The organism is Pengzhenrongella phosphoraccumulans, assembly GCF_045689905.1.
GTDB lineage: Bacteria > Actinomycetota > Actinomycetes > Actinomycetales > Cellulomonadaceae > Pengzhenrongella > Pengzhenrongella phosphoraccumulans.
On record NZ_CP144210.1, the window covers coordinates 1,206,008 to 1,227,465 of the forward strand.

General features: G+C 71.5%; 13 protein-coding genes. 7 read left to right on the top strand and 6 right to left on the bottom strand.

Translation table 11 applies throughout. The annotated features are described in order from the left end of the window. Positions 1-43: 43 nt before the first annotated feature. From VTA80_RS05625 to VTA80_RS05635, 3 genes are read left to right on the top strand one after another with little or no spacing between them, the layout of a single operon-like run. Positions 44-2,335 carry a hypothetical protein gene (locus VTA80_RS05625; RefSeq protein WP_407344415.1) on the top strand — a complete coding sequence of 764 codons (2,292 nt, stop codon included), beginning with the start codon at positions 44-46 and terminating at the stop codon, positions 2,333-2,335. Continuing rightward, positions 2,332-4,191: a glycosyltransferase gene (locus VTA80_RS05630; RefSeq protein ID WP_407344416.1), complete on the top strand. Its 1,860-nt coding sequence runs from the start codon at positions 2,332-2,334 to the stop codon at positions 4,189-4,191. Before VTA80_RS05625 ends, VTA80_RS05630 begins: the two co-directional genes overlap by 4 nt. Further along, positions 4,188-5,087 (top strand): glycosyltransferase, encoded by a 900-nt coding sequence (locus VTA80_RS05635; protein WP_407344417.1) that lies wholly within the window; start codon positions 4,188-4,190, stop codon positions 5,085-5,087. The genes VTA80_RS05630 and VTA80_RS05635 overlap by 4 nt, the downstream gene beginning before the upstream one ends. Positions 5,088-5,117: 30 nt before the next feature. Here the strand turns inward: VTA80_RS05635 and VTA80_RS05640 are convergent, their stop codons facing one another. Beyond that, positions 5,118-5,972, bottom strand: a complete 855-nt coding sequence (locus tag VTA80_RS05640) for a glycosyltransferase (RefSeq protein ID WP_407344418.1) — start codon at positions 5,970-5,972, stop codon at positions 5,118-5,120. A gap of 105 nt (positions 5,973-6,077) precedes the next feature. Here VTA80_RS05640 and VTA80_RS05645 point away from each other — a divergent pair, with 105 nt between their 5' ends. The 4 genes from VTA80_RS05645 (at position 6,078) to VTA80_RS05660 (ending at position 15,338) form a co-directional block, all read left to right on the top strand. Next, positions 6,078-7,052 carry a hypothetical protein gene (locus tag VTA80_RS05645; protein ID WP_407344419.1) on the top strand — a complete coding sequence of 325 codons (975 nt, stop codon included), beginning with the start codon at positions 6,078-6,080 and terminating at the stop codon, positions 7,050-7,052. Between the two features lie 114 nt (positions 7,053-7,166). Then, complete coding sequence (locus VTA80_RS05650; RefSeq protein WP_407344420.1) at positions 7,167-8,993, top strand: ABC transporter ATP-binding protein; 1,827 nt, start codon at positions 7,167-7,169, stop codon at positions 8,991-8,993. Between the two features lie 441 nt (positions 8,994-9,434). Next, positions 9,435-14,387, top strand: coding sequence for a kelch repeat-containing protein (locus VTA80_RS05655; RefSeq protein WP_407344421.1), 4,953 nt, complete (start codon positions 9,435-9,437; stop codon positions 14,385-14,387). Between the two features lie 123 nt (positions 14,388-14,510). After that, a complete protein-coding gene (locus VTA80_RS05660) occupies positions 14,511-15,338 on the top strand; it encodes a hypothetical protein (RefSeq protein ID WP_407344422.1) in 828 nt (275 codons plus the stop codon). 32 nt (positions 15,339-15,370) lie between these two features. Here VTA80_RS05660 and VTA80_RS05665 read toward each other — a convergent pair whose 3' ends face one another. The 5 genes from VTA80_RS05665 to glmU form a co-directional block, all read right to left on the bottom strand. Further along, positions 15,371-16,906 (bottom strand): sugar transferase, encoded by a 1,536-nt coding sequence (locus VTA80_RS05665; protein WP_407344423.1) that lies wholly within the window; start codon positions 16,904-16,906, stop codon positions 15,371-15,373. Positions 16,907-17,074: 168 nt separating this feature from the next. Then, positions 17,075-17,686: an aminoacyl-tRNA hydrolase gene (pth, locus tag VTA80_RS05670; protein WP_407344424.1), complete on the bottom strand. Its 612-nt coding sequence runs from the start codon at positions 17,684-17,686 to the stop codon at positions 17,075-17,077. A gap of 131 nt (positions 17,687-17,817) precedes the next feature. Further along, entirely contained in the window at positions 17,818-18,447 is a 630-nt protein-coding gene (locus VTA80_RS05675) for a 50S ribosomal protein L25/general stress protein Ctc (RefSeq protein ID WP_407344425.1), read from the bottom strand. Positions 18,448-18,748: 301 nt separating this feature from the next. After that, complete coding sequence (locus VTA80_RS05680; RefSeq protein ID WP_407344426.1) at positions 18,749-19,729, bottom strand: ribose-phosphate diphosphokinase; 981 nt, start codon at positions 19,727-19,729, stop codon at positions 18,749-18,751. Continuing rightward, on the bottom strand, positions 19,729-21,372 hold the full coding sequence (gene glmU / locus VTA80_RS05685; RefSeq protein ID WP_407344427.1) for a bifunctional UDP-N-acetylglucosamine diphosphorylase/glucosamine-1-phosphate N-acetyltransferase GlmU: 1,644 nt from the start codon (positions 21,370-21,372) through the stop codon (positions 19,729-19,731). Before glmU ends, VTA80_RS05680 begins: the two co-directional genes overlap by 1 nt. Positions 21,373-21,458: the final 86 nt, after the last annotated feature.

Genomic DNA, 21,458 nt, shown 5'->3' on the forward strand with positions numbered 1-21,458 from the left:
GATTCACGCGCCGGATGTGTGGTTTGCCCCGTACAGTTCGGCCGTGGACTTGAACCTCATTCTGCGAACCGAGACCCGGATCCTGGATGTCGGCGCGCCCGGACCGGAGCTCGCGGCGGCGCTTGCCGCGAGGGGAAACCGGCGTTATCTCGCTCTTGTCGCGCCGCGCGACCTCGTGGCGGTCCGGGCCCGGGCCGCGGGGATCGAGCAGCGGTTCCACGCGCTGACGGCGCCGGCCCAGGCGTTCAAGAGCAGTGCCGATCTCCTGATACTTCGGGGGCAGTACCGGCGCATGCTCTGGTCCCTGCGGGACCTTCGCCACGTCGAGCACATCGCGGTCGCGACGGGCTCCGGCCGTCCGTCTGCCGAGGTCGCGCTCGCGCAGGTGATGGGACGGTTGACTCGCAAGCTCACGCCCGTCGGGAGCATGACCCTCGCCGGCGCCCGCTTCGACGTGCTCGCGGTCGCGACGAACCGCGCGAACCGGCCCCGCCAGTACCTGTCGGAGGTCGTGGGTGTCGCGGGCCTGATCCGGCGGCTCGAGGACGAGGGACTGAGCTACGCGGCCCTGCGCTGGTTCGACTCGCTCCCCGACCTCGCGCCGGGGGAGGACCTGGACCTCCTGGTGGCCGACGGCGACCTGGCCCGGCTGCGGTCCATCCTCGCCGAGGAGCCGGGCACCATTCCCGTCGACGTGTACAGCGAGAGCGGCCTGCCCGGTGCGGACTTCCAGGGCGCCGCCTACTACGTGCCGGATCTCGCCCGCAAGATCTTGGCGGGAGCAGTCCATCACTGCAGCGGCTGCCGGGTGCCGTCCCCGGGCGACCACCTGCTCTCGCTCGCCTACCACGCGGTGTACCACAAGGGTGAGAGGTCGGGTATTCCCTCGCACGACGCCCCCGCGGGGTTCCGGGACCCCGATCACGACTACGGCGAGATGCTGACGCGCCTCGCCGCGGCTGTGGAGGTCAACCTCCCCGAGACGCTCGAGGGCCTCGACGACTACCTCGGCAGGCAGGGCTGGCGGCCTCCGCCGGACGCGCTGCGCCGGCTCGCCGGGGCCAACCCGTGGATCGCGCGCCAGCTGAGCGCGGAGGCGGAGCCGCCGAACGAGCCGCCTGACGTGTCGGTCTTCCTCGTGCGCGAGCGCGCGCTGACCGTCGTCGGGCTCGACGAGCTCGTCCAGGTCCTCGAAGCCGTGGGGTTCGAGGTCATTCTCACGCGGGACCTCGACGCGGACGCCCGCCGACGGTGCGCTGACGTCACCCGCGGCGGCAACTGGGGAGGGGGTCCGTTCCCGGTGAGCGGGGGCGGCCCGGCGGTCGCGGTGGTCGCGGTGCACTACGGCCCGCGGCCCCCCGACCTCGTGATGCACGCGAACTACCCGCGCCTGACGAATGCCGACGTTCTGCTCGCGAAGCTGATCGTGCGTGACCTCGTGGGGTCGCTCGTGGGTCCCGCCGACCGGTTCAACCCGCTGCACTCGTCCGACAACGAGGCCGAGGCCTGGGAGTACGTCGCGGTGGCGATCCCGGACGCCGCTCCCACGCTGCTCGCCGAGGTCGCCGCGCGCCGCGACGCGTACCGCACAGACGCGCCCGTCGCGCGGGTCGTCAGTGCCGGGCGTCGGGCCAAGGTGGAGATCCTCGAAGGCCCTGGCGGTCCGGTCGTCCGCAAGACGTTCGCTCCGCGGGCCCTGCGGTTCATGGAGCGCGAGCTGCGGGCCCTGCGTGAGCTCGGCCCCCGTCTCGACGCGGTCCTGGAAGTCGTGGATACCGGGCCGCACTGGTACGCCTGCCCCCACTACGCCAACACGCTCGGTGACCTCGACACGCAATGGCCCCCACGGCTGCTCCCGCTCGCCGTCGTGCGCGACATGGTCGATGTGCTGCGCTCGATCCATGGCCTCGGGTTCGACCTCATCGACGCGAAGCCGCAGAACTTCCTCCTGGACCCGCAGCGCGGGCTGAGGATCGTCGACTTCGAGTTCGTCTACACCTACCCGCACCAGCCGCCGCCGTTCGAGGCCGCGTACTGGCTCCGCGGCGTCCCGGCGGACTTCGCGGGCGACACACCCCGCGGAGACCTCTCGTACGACTGGCGGTGGCGTCGGTTCACCGGGCTGTCGCCCGAGGCGCTGATCTCAGGCTCGGTCTGGCGTCAGCACGCCGAGCGCGCGATCTACCGGGCACGGCACTGGCCGATCGCGCCGACCTCTCGGGGTCGCCGCATCGCCCGGGCGAGACTGCGGCTTCTGCGCGGGCGGCTGGGCGGCCGGTATCGGATCTGGGCACGGGACCGCGCGCTCGCCTCGACCGCCGCACGAGACCAGTGACCGCCGCCGCGAGCGGTCCGGCCACCGGTCCGGGGCCCGCCGTCGTGATCATCCCCGCGCACAACGAGGAGGGGCTGATCGCGAGGGCGCTCGAGGTCCTGCTCGCCGACGCCCGACCGGGCGAGTTCGACGTGGTCGTCGCGTGCAACGGGTGCACGGACGCGACGGCTGACCGCGCTCGGAAGGCCGCCGTGAGCCTTGGCCAGCGGGTCACGGTGCTTTCCACCCCGATCGCGTCGAAGGCCGCTGCCATCCGGGCGGCGGAGGAGATGGTCACGGGCTACCCCCGCGTGTTCCTGGACGCCGACGTCGAGTGCTCGACCGCCACGGTCCGCGCGATGGTCCTGGCCGTGCGGACCGGCGCCGACGTGGCGGTCCCCACCCGGGTGCTCGACACGTCGGCGTCCAGTGTCGCGGCGCGCGCGTACTACGACGCCTGGCACGCGCTGCCCTGGGTGCACGCGCAGCTCGCCGGCCGGGGGGCCTACGCGGTCAGCCGTGCCGCGCGCGAGACCTTCGGCGAGTTCCCCGACGTCGGCGCGGACGACCGGTACGTCACCACCCGGGTGCCTCGAGCGGCCGCCGTCGTCGTGCCGCACCCGGTCGTCGTCACCCCTCCCGGACGCCTCGGCGACGTCGTGCGCGTGCGCCGGCGGGTCTACGCCGGCAACGCGCTCGCGCCGGCGCCCGCTCACGACTCGCCACGCCGGGACCGCGTCGCGGCGCTCGGGCTGCTGGTCGCGCGGCGACCGTCGCTCGCGCCCAAGCTCGTCGTCTTCGCGGCCACGACGGCGGCGGTGAAGGCACTGGCTGCCTGGGACCTGCGGCGCGGGACCGTGGTGTGGGGCAGGGACGCGCAACGCGGTGGTCGGTCGGGGGCAGCCCAGCCGGGTGCGGCACCGGGCTCCGCCGCGAGCGACCCCCGAGGCGGCGCCGCGGTCGACGTCGTCGTGGTGACCTATCGCAGCGCCGGGTACGTCCGCCAGTCGTTGCGGGCCGCCGACGGCGCGCTCGAGTCGATCCCCCACGCGCGCCTCATCGTCGTGGACAACGCCTCTCGCGACGACCTCGCGGCGGCCGTGGACGGCGTCTCCGGGCGGCTCGAACTCCTGCAGCGCGACGTCAACGACGGGTTCGCCGCAGGCTGCCACGCCGGCGTCGAGCTGTCCGACGCCCGACGCGTGCTCTTCCTCAATCCCGACGCCGTGGTCGAGCCGGACGCGATCACCGCGCTGCTGACCTGCGCCGAGGAGCACCCGGGGGCGGGCGTCGTGGGAGGGCGAGCCCTCGCGCCGGACGGCTCGATCGACCCGCGATCGTGGTGGGGGCGGCCCACCCTCTGGTCGGCGGTGTGCTTCGCCCTCGGGCTGTCCAGCGCGTTCCCCGGCTCACCCCTGCTCGACCCCGAGTCGCCGGACCGCTGGGACGGGTCTGCCCGCCCCGTGCCGGTCGTCAGCGGCGCTCTGATGCTCGTCGACCGGGCCGTGTGGGATGCGGTCGGCGGGTTCGACCGCGACTTCTTCCTGTACGGCGAGGACGCCGACTTCTGCCTGCGCGTCGCGGCGGCCGGGTGGTCCCCCCGGGTGTGCCCGGAGGCCGTCTACCGGCACCCGGTCGGGGCGTCGTCCGCCGGCTCGAACCGCCTCCCGCTCGTGCTACGCGGCCGGATCACGACCTACCGCAAGAATCTCGGGCGCCCGTGGGGCCGGATCGCGGGCGAGCTCCTCGTGCTGGGGACCGGGCTGCGCGCCGTCGCTGCGGGCGCGCGGTCGGGTGGCGGGCGACCCTCGAGCGGAGCCGCCGCGTGGCGGGACAGCTGGCGGCGCCGGGCCGAATGGAGGAACGGGTGGTCATGAGCACGCTCCCGCTGGTGACGGTGATCATCCCCGTGCGCGATGGCGTCGCGGGCCTCGCGCTGTGCCTCGCGGCGCTCGCCCGGCAGACGTATCCCGCCGAGCTGTTCGAGGTCATCGTGGTGGACAACGGGTCCACCGAGGACATGCGCCCGGCCCTGCCCGTCGACCCCCGGTTCACGATGATCCGCGAGGACCGGCCCGGGTCGTACGCCGCGCGGAACGCGGGCATCGCGCGCTCCCGCGGGGCCGTGCTCGCGTTCACCGACGGCGACTGCATCCCCGCGGCCACCTGGGTCGAGCGGGGGGTCGCGGCGCTCGTCGCCGAACCCCGGCCGGACGCGGCCGGCGGGCGGGTCCGCATGACGTTCTCGGCCGGCCGGCCGGCCAACGGCCCGCAGCACTACGAGGACGTGCTCGGCTTCCCGCAGCGGCGCTACATCGAGAAGCTGTCGTTCTCCGCGACCGCCAATCTCCTCGCGTGGCGGGAGGCGTTCGACCGCGTCGGGCTGTTCGACCCGGACCTGAGGTCGGGCGGGGACCTGAACTGGGGCCGTCGGCTCGCCGCCGGCGGCGGGACCATGCACTACGCCCACGACGCCGTCGTCGATCACCCCTCGCGCGACACCTGGGGTGAGCTCGGCCGCAAGACGGTGCGCGTGGCCCAGGGCCTGGCCGATCAGCGGTCCGACGACGAGCGCACGACCCGCCGCGTGCTGCACGACGTCGCGCACGAGGCCCGGACGGCCGCGTCCATCTGGTGGCGCGTGTGGCGGCTGCCGCGGCCGACCGGCATCCGGAGCAAGGTCCAGTTCGCTGCCGCGACGTCCTATGTGCGGTTGCTGCGCGCCCGGGTGCGCGTCGAGGACCTCCGCCGCGCGCGGACCCGCACCCGGTAGCGCGGGCGCGCGGACGCGCGGAGTCACCGGTCACAGATAGCGCACGTGGAACTTGCGGCTCCCGGCGACCCGTCCGGCGGCGCCGGCCCCCTGGACGGCCCACCACCAGCGCGCACGCCGGGAGAACGGCACGAGCGGGGTGGCCGCGACGATGCGCACCCAGCGCAGCGCGACCCCGGCGAGGCGCGGCTGGGGCATGCCGCGGGGGTGGAAGTCGCGGAACAGCCGACCCCGCGCGCGGCCGGTGAGGAAGGCCTTGCGGGCCGCGGATCGCAGCGTGCCGCGGTGTCGGTAGGCGACGACGGCCCGCTCCGCGTACCCGATCGTGTAGCCGGCGAGCTGCAGGCGCCAGCAGAACTCGGTGTCCGTGCACCCGTACTCGTAGTCCTCCGCGAATCCCCCGATGTGCTCCCACGCGGCCCGGCGCACGCCGAGGTTGGCGGTGATCGCGCGCGGCAGGAAACCCGCTACCACGGGGACGCCGGGCGGGTGCCGTTCCATCGCGCCCGTGCCGAGCGAGTCGTTGTCGATCAGGCCGCCGACGACGTCGTCGGTCGCCAGCGCCTCGACCATCGCCGAGACCCAGCCGGGGGCGACGACGTCGTCGGCGTCGCAGTACAGCAGGAGCTCACCCGCCGCCGCGCCCGCGCCGGCGTTCCGGGCGGCATTCGCCCCCGGCCGCTCGCACGTGGTCACCGTCAGGCGCGGCAGCCGGTCCGCGTACGACTGCGCGATCGCGACGGTGGCGTCGCTCGAGCCGTTGTCGACGACGATGACTTCCCACGCGACGTCGGTGTCCTGCGTGGCGAGCCCCGCCAGCTGCTCGCCGATCGTGGCGGCCGCGTCTCGGGCGGGGATCACGACGCTCGCGACGACATCTGCCATGCGCAGACGGTACCGGCTCCGGCTGGTCGAAAGGCCCCGGTTTGCGTGTGCTCTGACACAATGATCGCCTCGCGCCCACCGTCCCCGGCCGTTGGAGTCCGCCCTATGCCTCGAGCTCCTGAGCTCCTGTCCCGGCCGCCCGAGCTCGCCGGTGCCCGGCCCCGGGTGCGGCGCGCCCGCTGGCAGGTCGTCGCCCTCGCGGTCGCGGCGTTCGGGTGCCTCGCTCTGCTCGCGGCGGACCTGGGCGGCCTCACCGGGGCCGGCCCGGTCGGCACGACGTCGGGCGACGTGACGGATGCCGGGACGTCCGGCTCGACCTCCCAGGACGGGACCAAGCACAGCGCGAAGAAGAAGGCCAAGCCGAAGCCCGCGGTGCGATACCCCGACGAGAAGTCGACAGGGGTGCCGGCCGGGGTGGTGCTGCAGCCGTCGGGCCCGCTGGTGATCACCCAGCCGGGCGCGATCATCGATGGGCTCGAGATCACGGGCACCGTCGTCGTCGCAGCCGACGACGTCACGATCCGCCGCTCGCGGATCCTGGGGGAGACCGGGTCGATCATCCTCAAGAACGAGGGTCGGAACCTGCAGGTCGTCGACACGGAGATCGACGGCCGGGGCAAGGGCGGCCCGGCGGTCGCGTTCCGTGACTACTCGCTGCTGCGGGTGAACATCCACGACGTCGCCGAGGGGCCCCGCATCGCGGGCGGCAACGTGACGATCTCCGACTCCTACGTGCACCACCTCGTCCAGGTCGGCGACAACCACACCGACGTGATCCAGGCCGTCAGCGGGAGCCGGATCGTCATCAAGGGCAACAGCCTCCAGGCGTTCAACCCGGACACCGGGTCGCTCGGGAACGCGGCCTTCATGTTCGGGGAGGACGACAACCCGCTCCGCGACTGCCTCGTGGAGGGCAACCTGATGAACGGCGGCAACTACACGGTCAACGGTGGTGGCCGGGGCACGACGGGTGCTGCCTGCACGTTCAAGTCCAACGTCTTCGGCAAGGACTTCCGGTTCGGGACCCACGCGAACCTCGGGCCGAACGTGGTCTGGGACTCTTCGAATGCGTCGCGGTAGCGGCCGACCTGCGGTCGAGGCCGTCCGCGGACGTCGCGGTGGCGACGCGGATGACGGATCGCCGGGTACCCTCGCCGTCTCACCCCGCCGGTTTGTCCTGATGGAGGATGCTTCGTGACGGTTCCAGGTTCGCGCGACGGGTTGCGTGCTCGACGGCGGTCGCCGGTGGTGGTGGTGGGTGATGCGCGGCGGGCGTGGCGGCGGGTGTCGCCGTTCTTTGCGGGGTCGCGGTGGCAGGTGGGGTTGTTGGCGGTGGTGTCGGTGGTGGCGGGGTTTGCTGAGGCGGCGTTGTTGGCGTTGGTGGCCGCGATCGCGGGGGCGTTGTCGCAGGGGTCGCAGGTGGTGTCGGTGGATCTGGGGCCGGTGGGGATGACGGCGTCGTTGGGGACGTTGTTCGTGGTGGGGTTCGCGTTGGCGTTCGCGCGGGGTGGGTTGCAGATGGTGCTGGCGTATCTGCCGGCGAAGATGAGCGCGAACGCGATGGCGGGGTTGCGGCGGCGGTTGTTCGATGCGTATACGGGTGCGTCGTGGCCGGTGAAGTCGGTGGAGCGGGACGGGCATTTCCAGTCGTTGATGAACACGCACATCACCAGTGCGTGTCAGGCGATCGTGGCGTTGGCCACGGGGATCTCGGTGTCGTTGATGTTCGCCACGATGCTGGCCTCGGCGTTCGTGCTGAGCGTGCCCACGGCGGTGGTGCTGGTGGTCACCTCGGGGGCGTTGTTCTTGTTGTTGCGGCCGTTGGCGCGGCGGTTGCGGCGGTCGTCGGCGGCGTTGAGCGCGGAGAACATCGAGTACTCCAAGGGCATGCAGGAGGTGGTGCTGCTCGCGGAGGAGACGCAGGTGTTCGGGGCCACGGACTGGTATAGGGACCGGTTCTACCACTTGATCGATGAGGTGCGGGGTCCGTTGTTGCGGACCCGGTTCATGTCCAAGGCGGTGCCGGCGTTGTATCAGTCGGTGGCGTTGGTGATGTTGATGGTCGCGTTGATCGTGGTCTCGTTCGCGGGGTCGGGGCAGATCGCGGCGTTGGGGGCGGTGGTGCTGATCTTGGTGCGGTCCTTGACGTATGGGCAGCAGATCCAGGCGTCGATCTCGGCGATGGATGAGCTGTTGCCGTTCATGCACCGGGTCGGGGACGCGATCACGCACTATGCGGGTCACCCGCAGCAGGACGGGACCCAGTCGCTGCCGGCGATCGAGCACCTGGCGATGAAGGACGTGTCGTTCTCGTACGTGCCCGGGACCACGGTGCTGGACTCGGTGACGTTCGAGGCGTCGATGGGTGAGGCCATCGGGATCGTGGGTCCCTCGGGGGCGGGTAAGAGCTCCCTGGTGCAGCTGTTGTTGCGGTTGCGTGACCCGGAGCAGGGTGCGTTGCTGATCAACGGGGTCGATGCGCGGGACATCAAGCGGGCCGAGTGGCGTCGCCGGGTCGCCTATGTGCCCCAGACCCCGCAGCTGTTGTGGGGCACGGTCGCGGACAACATCCGGTTCTACCGCCCGCAGCTGTCCGACGCCCAGGTCCAGGAGGCCGCGCGCCGCGCGCACATCCACGACGAGATCATGTCCTGGCCGCAGGGGTACGACACGATCGTGGGTCAGCGGGCCGCGGCGGTCTCGGGGGGTCAACGCCAACGGTTGTGCCTGGCCAGGGCGTTGGCCGAGCGCCCGGACGTGCTCATCCTGGACGAGCCCACCAGTGCGTTGGACGTGCGCTCGGAGGCCGCGGTCCAGGAGTCCCTGGCCACGCTGCGCGGGGAGGTCTTGCTGTTCCTGGTCGCGCACCGGTTGACCACCGTCTCGATCTGCGACCGGGTCATGGTCATCGTGGCCGGCCACCTGCAAGCCATGGACAAACCCGCCCAGCTCCTGCTCGACAACGACTTCTACCGCGAAGTCAACGAGATCACCCGCCGCCAACCACGCGCCAACCCCTGACCACACGAAAGGCCAGCGTGATGACCTTTCGGGATCTGCACGAGGTGGTGTCGCACGGGTTTTTCGGGAACGCCAGTGCCCACGGATGCTCGGGGCGCGGAGGGGTGCTGGGTGCAGCGCGCAAACTCACCCATTGCAGGCCTTTCGGCCGGCGTAGCGAGTCCACAATGATGGCAAATGTCGGCTATGCCCCTGCCAGATGTGGCGACTCAATCGTCGCTACCTCCACAGATTGAAGCGCTCATGCCTCGTTCTATGCCCCGTGGCACATCTCTTCGACGGCGCGGGCGCGCCGTAGCGATCGTCGTGGCCGGCTTGGCTGCTTTCGGTCTGGTAGCCGGGCCGTCCGTCGCGATCGACCCTGGCACCGCCGCAACACCAACGAGCGATTCGACGACCGTTGCGGCTCCCGAACCATTACCTGCGGCAACGCCGGCCGCGTTGGCAGCAGCAGCAGTAGCAGCAGTGCCGACCGCCCCGGCCATGCTGGAGGCGGCCGCTGGTGACAGGGCTGTCGGGCTGATGTGGCAGCCATCCTCCTCTGCCGGGGTCACCGGCTACCGGATCTATCGCAGCACGTCGGTCCCGGTTCCCGTCACAGGAAGCCCGATCAACGCTTCGTTGGTCACTGCGACGACGTATCTCGACAGCAACCGCACCAATGGCGTGACCTACTCGTACGTCGTCGTGGCGGTTGACTCCACCGGAGCTGTCAGCGCCCCCAGCCCGGTGGCGAGCGCACGCCCGACGGTCCCCGCGATCCCCACGGGCGCAACGATCACCTGGGCTCAGAAGGCCTCCGCCGCGATTGCGCGTGCCGAGGCCGGCGGTGTCGCCTACAACGGCGAGCTCTTCGTCTTCGGAGGTCAGCAGACCGGAATCACCCAGACCGCGCGCTCCGACCGGTTCAACCCCGCCACCGACACCTGGACAAGAATCCGTGACCTGCCCGAGCTGATCACGCACGCACCGGTGGTCGCCGACGGCACGACCCTCTGGATCCTCGGCGGCTATGTCGGGCTGAACCAGAAGGACTCGTCACCACGAGTCTGGAAGTACGACACCGTCACCGACACCTACTCGCCCGGACCACCGCTCCCGGCGGCACGGGGGGCCGGCGGCGGCGTGGTGGTCGGGCGCCAGCTGCACTACTTCACCGGCGCAGTCCGGATGGACTCCACCGGCGCAAAGGTGCAGGACTTCCCGGACCACTGGGTGCTCAACCTCGACGGCGGCACGACCTGGACCGCATCGACCCCGGTCCCCAACCCGCGCAACCACGTCGGCACGGTGCTGCTGAACAACAAGGTGTACCTCATCGGCGGGCAGCACGGCGAGGCGGAGGCGCAGACGCCGCAGGTCGAGGTGGACGCCTTCGACGTCACGACAAGCACGTGGACCCGGGTCGCAGATCTGCCGGTCGCGCGCGGACACATCAGCGCTTCCTGCTTCGTGTGGAACGGCAAGATCCTCGTCGTCGGCGGCTCGACGCTTGGCGCGACCGCATCCAAGACCCTGTATGAGTACGACCCGGCTACCAACGTGTGGACCACCCGGACAGACCTGCCCGAGGCGCTCCGCAGTCCCGTGTCGGAGCTGATCGACGGGCGGATCATCGTCAGCGGCGGGCGGACCGCGACCGGGCCGTCGGTCAAGGCCTGGTCCGGGTCGGTGGCGGGCACCGGGCCCACCCCCGACACCACGCCCCCCGGGGCGCCGACCGGCCTGACCGCGACAGCAGCCGGCGGTCCGTCGGCGAACCTGGCCTGGAGCCCGCGGACCGAACCAGACCTCGCCGGGTACGCCGTGTATCGGTCGCCGTCGACGCCGGTCCCGACCACGGGAGCCCCGCTGTCGGGCGCGACGCTGCTGACCGCGCCGTCGTTCGTCGACACGAGCGTCGTGGCAGGGTCCACGTACGCCTACGTCGTCGTGGCGCGCGACGCCGCCGGCAACACCAGCGCCGCCGCGGCCCCGGCGACGGTCACGATCCCGAGCGGCCCGGTGGGCACGGGAGCCGGAGTCTGGTCCGCCGACGTCGCGTTGCCCTCGGCCATGCTGGACGGCAGCGGTGCGGCGATAGGGACGAAGGTGTACGTCGTCGGCGGCAAGACGAGCGCGGGGCCGGTCTCGACCCTGCGGATCTACGACACCGTCACCCGGACCTGGAGCACGGGCGCGCCCAAGCCGGGCACAGCAGTCGAGAACCCCGCGCTGGTCGAGGCCGGTGGGTTCCTGTACGCGATCGGCGGCTCGGCCGCCGCGTTCACCGGTGCGGTCGCCACGGCCTATCGCTACGACCCTGCGGCGAACGCCTGGACCACTGTGGCGAGCATGGGCACGGCGCGCGGCGGGCCCACGGCGGTCCTTTTCGGAGGAAGCATCTGGGTCCTGGGCGGCATGAGCGGCACCGGCGCGTCCCTCGCCACCACCGAACGTCTGAATCTGGCGACCGGCACGTGGTCGGCGGGCCCCAACCTGGGCACGGCCCGGGACAACGCGGGCGCGGCTGCCCTGGCCGACGGGATCATCGTCTTCGGCGGTCGCACGCGCCTCGCCAGCGGCACGGAGGTCACCCCCAACCTCGCCAGCACGGAGTTCCTGCCCGCCGCCGGCTCCGCCTGGCAGCCCCGAGCCTCCATGATCACCGGTCGCCGGACCGCTGCCGTCGGTGTCGTGAACGGCACGGTGGTCGTCGCCGGCGGCGAGCGCCAGGCGAACGGGGCCACCTGGCCACAGACCGAGGCGTACGATCCGGCGACCGGCGCCTGGCGCAGCCTCGCCGCGATGACCACCCCGCGGCACGGCGCCGCGGCCGCAGTGGTGGCCGGACGCCTGCATGTCATCGGTGGCGGCACGGTCGGCGGCGCCTCGTTCAGTACCGTGCACGAAGTGTTCACCCTGACCGGCACGCCGCCGGGGCCCGACACGACTCCGCCGGCGGTGCCGGTGGGGGTGACGGCGGTGGCGGGTGCCGGGCCGGTGGTGAGGGTGGCATGGACGGCGGGTGCCGAGCCGGATCTGGCCGGATACCGGGTATACCGGGCTGCGTCGACGCCGGTCCCGGTCAGCGGGACGCCGGCATCGGGGGCGGCGTTGGTGACGTCGGCCTCGTGGACGGATCCGGGGGTGGTGGCGGGTTCGACGTATCACTACGTGGTCGTGGCAGCGGATGCAAGTGGCAACGCCAGCGGGCCGTCGGGTGCGGTGAGCGTGTCAGTACCGCCGACGTCGTCGACGGGGGTGGCGGTCAAGGTGCGGTTCGCCACGTCGGGTGCCGCCCCGCCGGTGGGTGCTGTGGCTGACTGGGGACAGGCCTACGGTGCGCGGACGGGTTCGGGTCAGGGGTCGGGGTTGTCCTACGGGTGGGTCCGTGAAGGCACCGCTACCCCGGTCGATCTGAGCAAGAATGGCCGGTTGCGCACGGGGACGACCACGACGGACGCCCTGCTGACCGGAGTGATGCACATGGACTGGCCCGCCAGTTCGGGTTCGTCCGGCACCGCGGTCCCCGGATCCTGGGAACTGGCGGTGCCCAACGGCAGCTACACCGTCACGGTGTCCGTCGGCGACGCCGGGAACTTCTACAACAGCGTCTACCAGATCAGCGTCGAGGACCAGAATGCCTTGGCCAACCAGGTGCTCAGCGGCGAGGACCGGTTCCGGCAGGCCACTGTGACGGTTCTCGTCTCGGACGGTCGACTGACCGTTTCCCAGGCAGGTGGGGAAAACACCAAGATCAACTACGTCGACGTCGCCTCGGTCCTGACCGGTCCCCGCGTGGCCGCCGTCACACCCGTGAACCTCACCACCGGTGCAGCCACGGACCTGAGCGTGACTGCAGGGCTCGCAGTCACTGCGGGCGGCATCGATGCGACCACGCTGACCCGCTCGACGGCGCGCCTCACCGTGGCGTCCGACGGCTCCTCGGTGCCCGCAGGAGTGAATACCAGCGGCGGCGGCGACGTCATCGTCCTGACGCCCGACGCCCCCCTGACCACCGGAACGACCTACCGGTTCGACGTCACCAGCGGCGTCCGCGACGTGGCCGGCAACGCCTTCCAACCGTGGTCCAGCGTGTTCACCGTGGGCACGGCGAACGGCGGGACCGGCATCCCCGGCGTCGCGTTCGCCCAGACGACCACGCCGGCCACGGGCTTCATGTTCACGAGCCTGACGATGGGTCCAGACGGCTTTCTTTACGCCGCCACGCTGGACGGCTACCTGCTGCGCTATCCCGTGGCCGCCGACGGCTCACTGGGCGCCGGGGTGCGGATAGACACGGTCCGGACGCACGCGGGTGGCGCACGCACGATCATCGGCCTCGCGTTCGACCCCGCGTCCACGGCTGCGAGCCCGATCCTGTGGCTCACCGAGAACCGGCAGTACGTCGGGACCGCCGACGTTCCGAACTGGACGAGCAAGATCGTCCGGCTCTCAGGGCCGAACCTGGCGAACGCCGAGGACGTCGTCGTCGGTCTGCCACGCTCCGCGCGCGACCACGAGACGAACTCCCTGGCGTTCAAGGACGGGTTGCTCTACATCACCCAGGGCAGCAACAGCGCGATGGGTGCGCCAGACCTCGCGTGGGGAATGCGTGAGGAGGGTTTGCTCAGCGCTGCCGTGCTGCGGCTCGACCCGTCAAAGCTGCCAGCGACACTGCCGTTGGACGTCAAGACGGCCGAAGGCGGCACGTATGACCCGTTCGCCCCGAGCGCAGCCCTGACTCTGTACGCGACCGGCGTGCGCAACGCGTACGACCTGGTCTGGCACAGCAACGGCAAGCTCTACGTCCCGACGAACGGCTCGGCGCGGGGCGGCAACATCCCGGCCGCGCCGACCACGCCGCCGGCGCAGTGCGCCAGAAGGTCGGACGGTCCGTGGACCGGGCCTGCGAACCCCGGTGTGACGAACAACCCGGTCGACGAGACCGACTGGGTGTTCCGGGTGGCCCAGGGCGGCTACTACGGCCACCCGAACGCGGCCCGGTGCGAGTGGGTGTTCAACGGCGGCAACCCGACCGCGGCCGCCGACCCGTTCGAGACGACCGCATACCCGGTCGGGGTGGCGCCCGACCGCAACTACCGTGCGGCGGACGTGTTCGATGCTGGCCTGCATGCCTCGGCCAATGGGGTCGTCGAGTACCGCGGCACGGCGTTCGGCGGGGCACTGACCGGCAAGCTCGTGGTGGTGCGCTACAGCGCGAGCCAGGACCTCATGGTGCTCGACCCGGGCGGCGTCGACGGGATGATCGTCAGTCGCACACTCGGCGTCACCGGGTTCAAAGGCTTCAACCAGCCGCTGGACATCGCCCAGCACGTCCCGTCGGGCAACCTCTACGTCACCGAGCTCGGAGCGCAGCGCATCACCCGGTTGGTGCCCCTGGTCCCCTGAGCGTTGGACGTGTTTCGGTGGGCCTCCCCACCACGCGCGGCGGAGCCCCTGCACCAAGAGACGGCGGCACAGGACGACGACCTCATGGGCTAGTATCGGCCGACGTTGAGGAGCATTTTACCCATGGATGCCGTCTTTGTACTCCGGGCGAGCGCCCGCCGCTGGTACGTGATCGTGCCCGTGCTGACGCTGTCGTGCGGTCTCGCCGCCGCCGCGTACGGACAGGTCGAGCCCCTGTACACGGCGTCGTCGTCGATCGTGATCCTGCCGAGCCAGGCGGCGCAGCAAGGCGCGGTCGACCCCAGGTCGTCGGGGCTGGACAACCCCTACGCCGGCTCCGGCGGCACTCGGCTCGCCGCCGCGGTGCTCGCGAAGAACATCGCCAGCCGGTCCTTCCACGACCGCCTCGACCCCGCTGTCGCTGGTCCGGTCACGATCGAGTCGACCGTGGCCGCGCAGCAGCCGATCATCACCGTCGCCGTGACCGCGGGCACCGCCGCGGACGTCTTCCGCACGCTCGACGCCGTCACGGCGTCGGCCCGGGTCGTCCTCGATGAGTTCCAAGCGGTGGCCCAGGCACCGGAGGCGACGCGCTATCTCGTGGCGAGCGCGGTCCCGGCGAGCGAGGCCACCGATGTGACCCCGAGTCGCTGGCGCGGGCCCGGCGCGATTATCGTCCTCGGGGCAGGGCTCGCCGCCCTGCTCGCGGTGGCGACCGACGCGATCGGCGCCGCGCTGCGCGCGCGCACGCGCCCCGACGCCACGCCCGCTCCGCTCGTGCCGAACCGGCCTGTGCGTCGCGAGCCGGACCCGAGCCCCGAGTGGCTGCTCATCACCCGTCCACCGGTCGCTGACCGCGGGCCGCACAACCGGGTGGGTCTGCGGCGGACAACCCGCCGGGGCCGGGCAGGCGCAGCGGCCGCAGCGAGCATGCGCCACGGCCGCCGGTGAGCTCGGCTCCGACCGCTCAGTAGCCCCGCAACTCAGTAGGCCCCGGAACCGCCCAGAACAGCGCGCCCGGTCTTCCACAGGATCATCAGGTCCATCGTGATCGACCAGTTGTCGACGTAGCGCAGGTCCAGGTGGATGGACTCCTCCCAGCTGAGCGAGGCGCGCCCGCTCACCTGCCACAGCCCCGTCAGTCCCGGCCGCACGTGCAGGCGGCGCATGACGCGGTCGCGGTAGCCGTCGACCTCCTCCGGCAGCGGTGGGCGCGGCCCGACCAGCGACATGTCGCCGGTGACCACGTTGAGCAGCTGCGGGAGCTCGTCGATCGAGTACCGGCGCAGCATCTTGCCCACGCGGGTGATCCTCGGGTCGTCCAGCATCTTGAACATGAGCCCGTCGCGGTCGTTGTGATCGAGCAGCTCGGTGCGGCGCGCCTCGGCATCGACGTACATGCTCCGGAGCTTCCACATCGTGAACTCCTGGCCGTCGATGCCGACGCGCTGCTGCTTGAAGAACGCCGGACCGGGGCTCGTCAGGCGGACCGCGAGGGCCGCGCCGGCGATCAGGGGCGTCGCCGCCAGCAGCATGAGCCCGCCGAGGGTCCGGTCGAGGATCGACTTGGCCACCATCCGGCGGCGCGGCGACGCGGTCTCGACCTCGAGCAGCGACAGCCCCGCCGTCGGCCGCAACGAGACGCGAGGCCCGAGGACCTCGACCAGCCCCGGCGCGACCACGAGCTGGGCGCCGACGCGGCCGAGCGCCCACGACAGGCGCCGCAGCGGCTCGCCGGACAGCTCACCCCCGGCGACGATCACGACCTCGGCAGCGTGGTCGTAGGCGACCTGCGGGATGTCGGCCAGGGCGCCGAGAGCCCGCACCCCGATCTGCGGGGCCTCGTCCGTCACCGCCGGCAGGCACATGCCGATGACCTGGTAGCCATGGTGCGGCGCGGCGCGAAGGTCCCGCACGACGCGCTCGACCGATCCGGGGTCGCCGACGACGAGGGTGCGCGACATGGCCTGGCCGGCGCTCCGGCGGCGGTGCAGCGACCGTCGGAGCACGTGCCGACCGACGAACGCCCCGAACACCATGAGGACGAGCTGGGAGCCGACGATGAGGCGAGGGACGTCCAGCTCGAGGATGACCGCGAACAGCGCGATGAGTGCGGTGGCTAGCCCACCGGCCCGCAGCACCGCCTGGAACTCTGCCGGGCCGTCCCCGAGCACCCGGCGGTCGTAGCCGCGGGCGATGGCGATCGAGGCGAGGAAGGTGACCAGGACCCCGACGCCCCAGGTGATGTCGACCGCGTGAAATCTCGTCGCCGCCGCCATCGTCAGCCCGACGGCCCCGATCCCGATCCCGACGACCGCATCCATACCCAGCGCCGACCACGCGTACCGACGCGCCAGATCGCTCCACCGCGCCCCCGTGGTCTCCGACAGGACAAGGGAGCGCGGATGGGCCACGAACGGTTGGGCCGAGGCCCAGGAGAGGTGCGAGCCGGAGGCGGAACGACGGCGGTCCGCTGCGCCGGGATCACTGACGTACGCGCGGTCATCAAGCAGCGTCATGGAAGTCCCATCGAAGATGTGTCTCGTTCGAGACAACGTTAAGGGGGACTCTGTGCCGTTACGAACCGGGATGACCGATTTCACCCGCTAGCGGCTGAATGTTGACACAGCCGGGTCAATGGCGTCGTCAGTTGGACGAACTCCTGGCAAACAGGCGGCCCGGACGCCTCAGGGGGACTTCGTGTGGACGACGAGCTGCGCCTTGTCGAGCCCGTCGACCACGACGAGCTCGGCGGCATCTGCCGCGGCGTCGACCAACCAGGGCAGGTCCTTGCGCTCGGCCGGGGCGAAGTCCTTCAGCACGTAGTCCGCGGCCTCCATGCGGCCCGGCGGGCGCCCCACCCCGACGCGCACGCGGACGTAGTCTCGGGTGCCCAGCGCCTTCGTGATGTCCCGCAGCCCGTTGTGGCCTCCCTCGCCCCCGCCGATCTTGAGCCGGAGCTCGGCGAACGGGAGGTCGATCTCGTCGTGCACGACGACGACGTGGTCCGGCTCGACCCGGAAGTACTGCGCGAGCCCCGCGACCGGTCCGCCGGAGACGTTCATGTACGACGACGGCTTGGCCAGCACGACCCTGGGTCCGGGTGCGCCCCCGGCGAGCACCCCCAGGCGTGCCTCGGCGGTCGCGGCGCGGGCCCCACCCACGGCGCGTGCCGAGAACGTCGCACCCGCCCGTCGCGCGAGCTCGTCGAGCACCATCTGCCCGACGTTGTGCCGGTTGCCCGCATAGTCAGGTCCAGGGTTGCCGAGGCCGACCACGAGCCAGAGCCCGTCAGTCATCGCGCGACCTTTCATCCAGTGCGTTCGTGGGACGTGCCGTTGCTGAAGGTGCCGTCACCGCGGAGCGGGCCGCAGGCACAACAACGCCCGGCACCGTGAGTGACGGTACCGGGCGCCGCAGTTCGAGAGGATCAGACGGCCGGAGCGGCAGCCTCAGCAGCAGCGGCGGAGGCGGCAGCCTGGACGGCGGCGATCTCCGCGTCGGCAGCCTCGTCAGCGGCCGAGCTCTGCGGGACGGCGATCGTGACGACGATGCCCTCGGCAGCCTCGGCGAGCGTGGTGCCCTCCGGGAGGACGAGGTCGCCCACGCGGATCTGCGTGCCGGCCTCGAGCCCTGCGATCGACACCTCGATCGCGCTGGGGAGGTTGGTGGCGTCGGCCTCGACCGCGATGCGCTGCATCTCGACGAAGTGGATGGTGCCCGGGAACGCCTCGCCGACGATCTTGACGGGGACCTCGACGGAGACCTTCTCGCCCTTCGCGACGATGAGCAGGTCGATGTGCTCGATGACGTCCTTGACCGGGTCGCGCTGGATGTCCTTGGCGATGGCCAGGTGGGCCTTGCCCTCGAAGTCGATCGAGAACAGTGCGTTGGTGCGCTTGAGCGCGAGCATCGTCAGGTGGCCCGGGAGGGACACGTGCAGCGGCTGCTCGCCGTGCCCGTAGAGCACCGCGGGGATCAGGCCGGCGCGGCGGGTGCGGCGGGCCGCACCCTTGCCGAAGTCGGTGCGGGCAACTGCGCTGAGCTTGATCTCGGACATGGTGACTCCCAGAAGACGATGTTCGTGAAACTCGGGTGCTTGCTTGGCTGTTCAGATGCGTGGCTGCTGCGAAAGCGGGATGGCCTCGACGCGGGGCGCAGGACGGGCACGCGGAGGCGACCGCCTTGTCGATCACGGGGCCGAGCCAGTCAGGCGGACCTGACCGATCGACCTCCCTCGCCGAGGCAACCTGTGGAGTCTACCTGGCGAGAGGGCCGGGACGGAACATCAGCAAAAAATCAGCCGCCGTTTGCCGCGATCGCTCGTGTGGACCCCGGCGGGATGGATCAGGCGCAGTGGTTCAGGACTGACCGTCGAAGAGCGAGGTGACCGAGCCGTCGTCGAACACCTCGCGGATCGCGCGGGCGATCAGCGGGGCGATGGACAGCACGGTGAGCTTCGGGAACCGGTGCTCGTCGGGGATCGGGAGCGTGTCGGAGACGACGACCTCGGAGATCCGCGAGTTCTTCAGCCGGTCCACGGCGGGGCCGGAGAGCACGGCGTGCGTCGAGGCCACGATGACCTCGCCCGCCCCGTTGTCGAACAGCGCGTCGGCGGCCTGGACGATGGTCCCGGCCGTGTCGATCATGTCGTCCACGATGACGCAGGTGCGTCCCTTGACCTGGCCGACGAGCTCGTGGACCTTCGTCTGGTTCGGGACGGACGGGTCCCGGCGCTTGTGGATGATCGCGAGCGGGCAGCCGAGGCGGTCCGCCCACTGGTCGGCGAGCCGCACGCGGCCGGCGTCGGGCGAGACGACCGTGAGCTTGCTCGAGTCGACCCTGCTGCGCACGTAGTTGGCGAGCAGCGGCAGCGCCATGAGGTGGTCGACGGGGCCGTCGAAGAATCCCTGGATCTGCGACGTGTGCAGGTCGACGCTCATGAGCCGGTCGGCGCCGGCGGTCTTGAACAGGTCGGCCATCAGGCGCGCCGAGATCGGCTCGCGACCGCGGTGCTTCTTGTCCTGCCGCGCGTAGCCGTAGAACGGCACGATCACGGTGATGGTCTTGGCAGACGCGCGCTTGAGCGCATCAACCATGATCAGCTGCTCCATGATCCAGACGTTGATCGGCGCCGCATGGCTCTGCAGGCAGAACGCGTCGGATCCGCGCACGGACTCGCCGAAGCGGACGTAGATCTCACCGTTGGCGAAGTCGTAGGCGGTCGTGGGCACCAGCTCGCTGCCGAGCTGCAGCGACACGGCGGCCGCCAGCTCGGGGTGTGCCCGTCCCGACACGAGAACCAGGCGCTTCTCGTGCTCGTGAGCGGTGATCCCGGTCATCACAGGAGGTCCTCTTTGGTCGAGGCGGGCGCGGTCGGCTGAGTGCGCGCTGGTTGAGGCAACGTCGGCGGTGGGGTCGGTCGGGTGGCCTGGGCGGCGTGGCCGGCGCGCTCGCGCTCGTCACGGGCCTGGGGCGAGAGCGAGTCGTCGCCGCCACGGTCGGCGAGCGCACGGGCGGCGGCGGCGGCGGCGGGCGTGCCCGACCTGCTCCGCAGCACCCAGCCTTCGATGTTGCGCTGCGCGCCGCTGTTGACCGCGAGGGCGCCCGGCGGGACGTTGCGTCGGATGACCGAGCCGGCACCGGTGTACGCACCGTCGCCGACCGTGACCGGGGCGACGAACATGTTGTCCGAACCCGTGCGGGCGTACGAACCGATCGTGGTGTGGTGCTTGTTGACGCCGTCGTAGTTGACGAAGACGCTCGAGGCGCCGATGTTCGTCTCCTCGCCGATCGTCGCGTCCCCGACGTAGGTCAGGTGCGGGACCTTGGACCCGGCGCCGATCGTGGCGTTCTTCGTCTCGACGAACGTCCCGATCTTGCCGTGCGCCCCGAGCACCGTCCCGGGCCGCAGGTAGGAGAAGGGGCCGACGGTCGAGTCGGCGCCGATCACGGCGCTCGAGCCGTGGGTGCGGACCACGGTCGCCCGCTCGCCGATCTGGACGTCCGTGAGGGTCGTGTCCGGGCCGACGACGGCGCCGGTCGCGATCGTCGTCGTGCCGAAGAGCTGGGTGCCGGGCAGGAGCGTGACGTCGCGCGCCAGGTCGACGTCGACATCGATCCAGGTCGTGGCCGGGTCGACGATCGTGACGCCGGCAAGCATCCAGTCCTCGAGGATGCGCCGGTTGAGCTCGGCGCGGAGCGTCGCGAGCTGGGTGCGGTCGTTCACGCCCTCGACCTGGATCGGGTCGTCGGTGCGCACCGCGCGCACCGCGCCGCCGTCGGCGTGGGTGATCGCGAGCACGTCGGTCAGGTAGACCTCGCCCTGCGCGTTGTCGCGGCCGAGACGGCCGAGCGCGGAGCGCAGCGCGGCGGCGTCGAACACGTAGACCGAGGAGTTGATCTCCGTGATGGCGCGCTGGGCGTCGGTCGCGTCCTTCTGCTCGACGATGGCCAGGACGTCGCCCGTGCCGGCCTCGCGCACGATCCGGCCGTAGCCGGTCGGATCGGCGACCTCGGTGGTCAGGACGGTGATCGCGTTGCCGTCGGCGGCGTGGGCCGAGAGGAGCTCGGCCAGCGTCGCACCGTCGAGCAGGGGGACGTCACCCGCGATGACGACGACGGCGCCCTCGACGACGGCGGCCGCGGGCTCCGCCGGGGTCTCGACGCGGGCGAGGTCGGCATGCGCGGCGGCGTCGAGCATCGACAGGCCGCACTGGACGGCGCGGCCGGTGCCGGGGATGTCGTCCTGATCGGCGACGAGCGCGTCCGGTTCGAGGGTGCGGACGTGCTCGGCCACGAGGTCTCGGCCGTGGCGCACGACGACGACGATGCGCTGCGGCTCGAGCTCACGGGCCGCGGCGAGCGCGTGGCCGAGCATGGACCGCCCAGCCAGGGTGTGCAGGACTTTCGGAACGGCGGACCGCATCCGCGTTCCCTCGCCGGCGGCGAGGACGATGACGGCTGCGGGGCAAGGGGTGGTCACGACTGAAGGACTCCCAGCGAATCTGCCCGGAATGTTCCCCGGGGGGCGCGGATATGTCGCTGCGTCACTCTACCGCCGCACGGCTG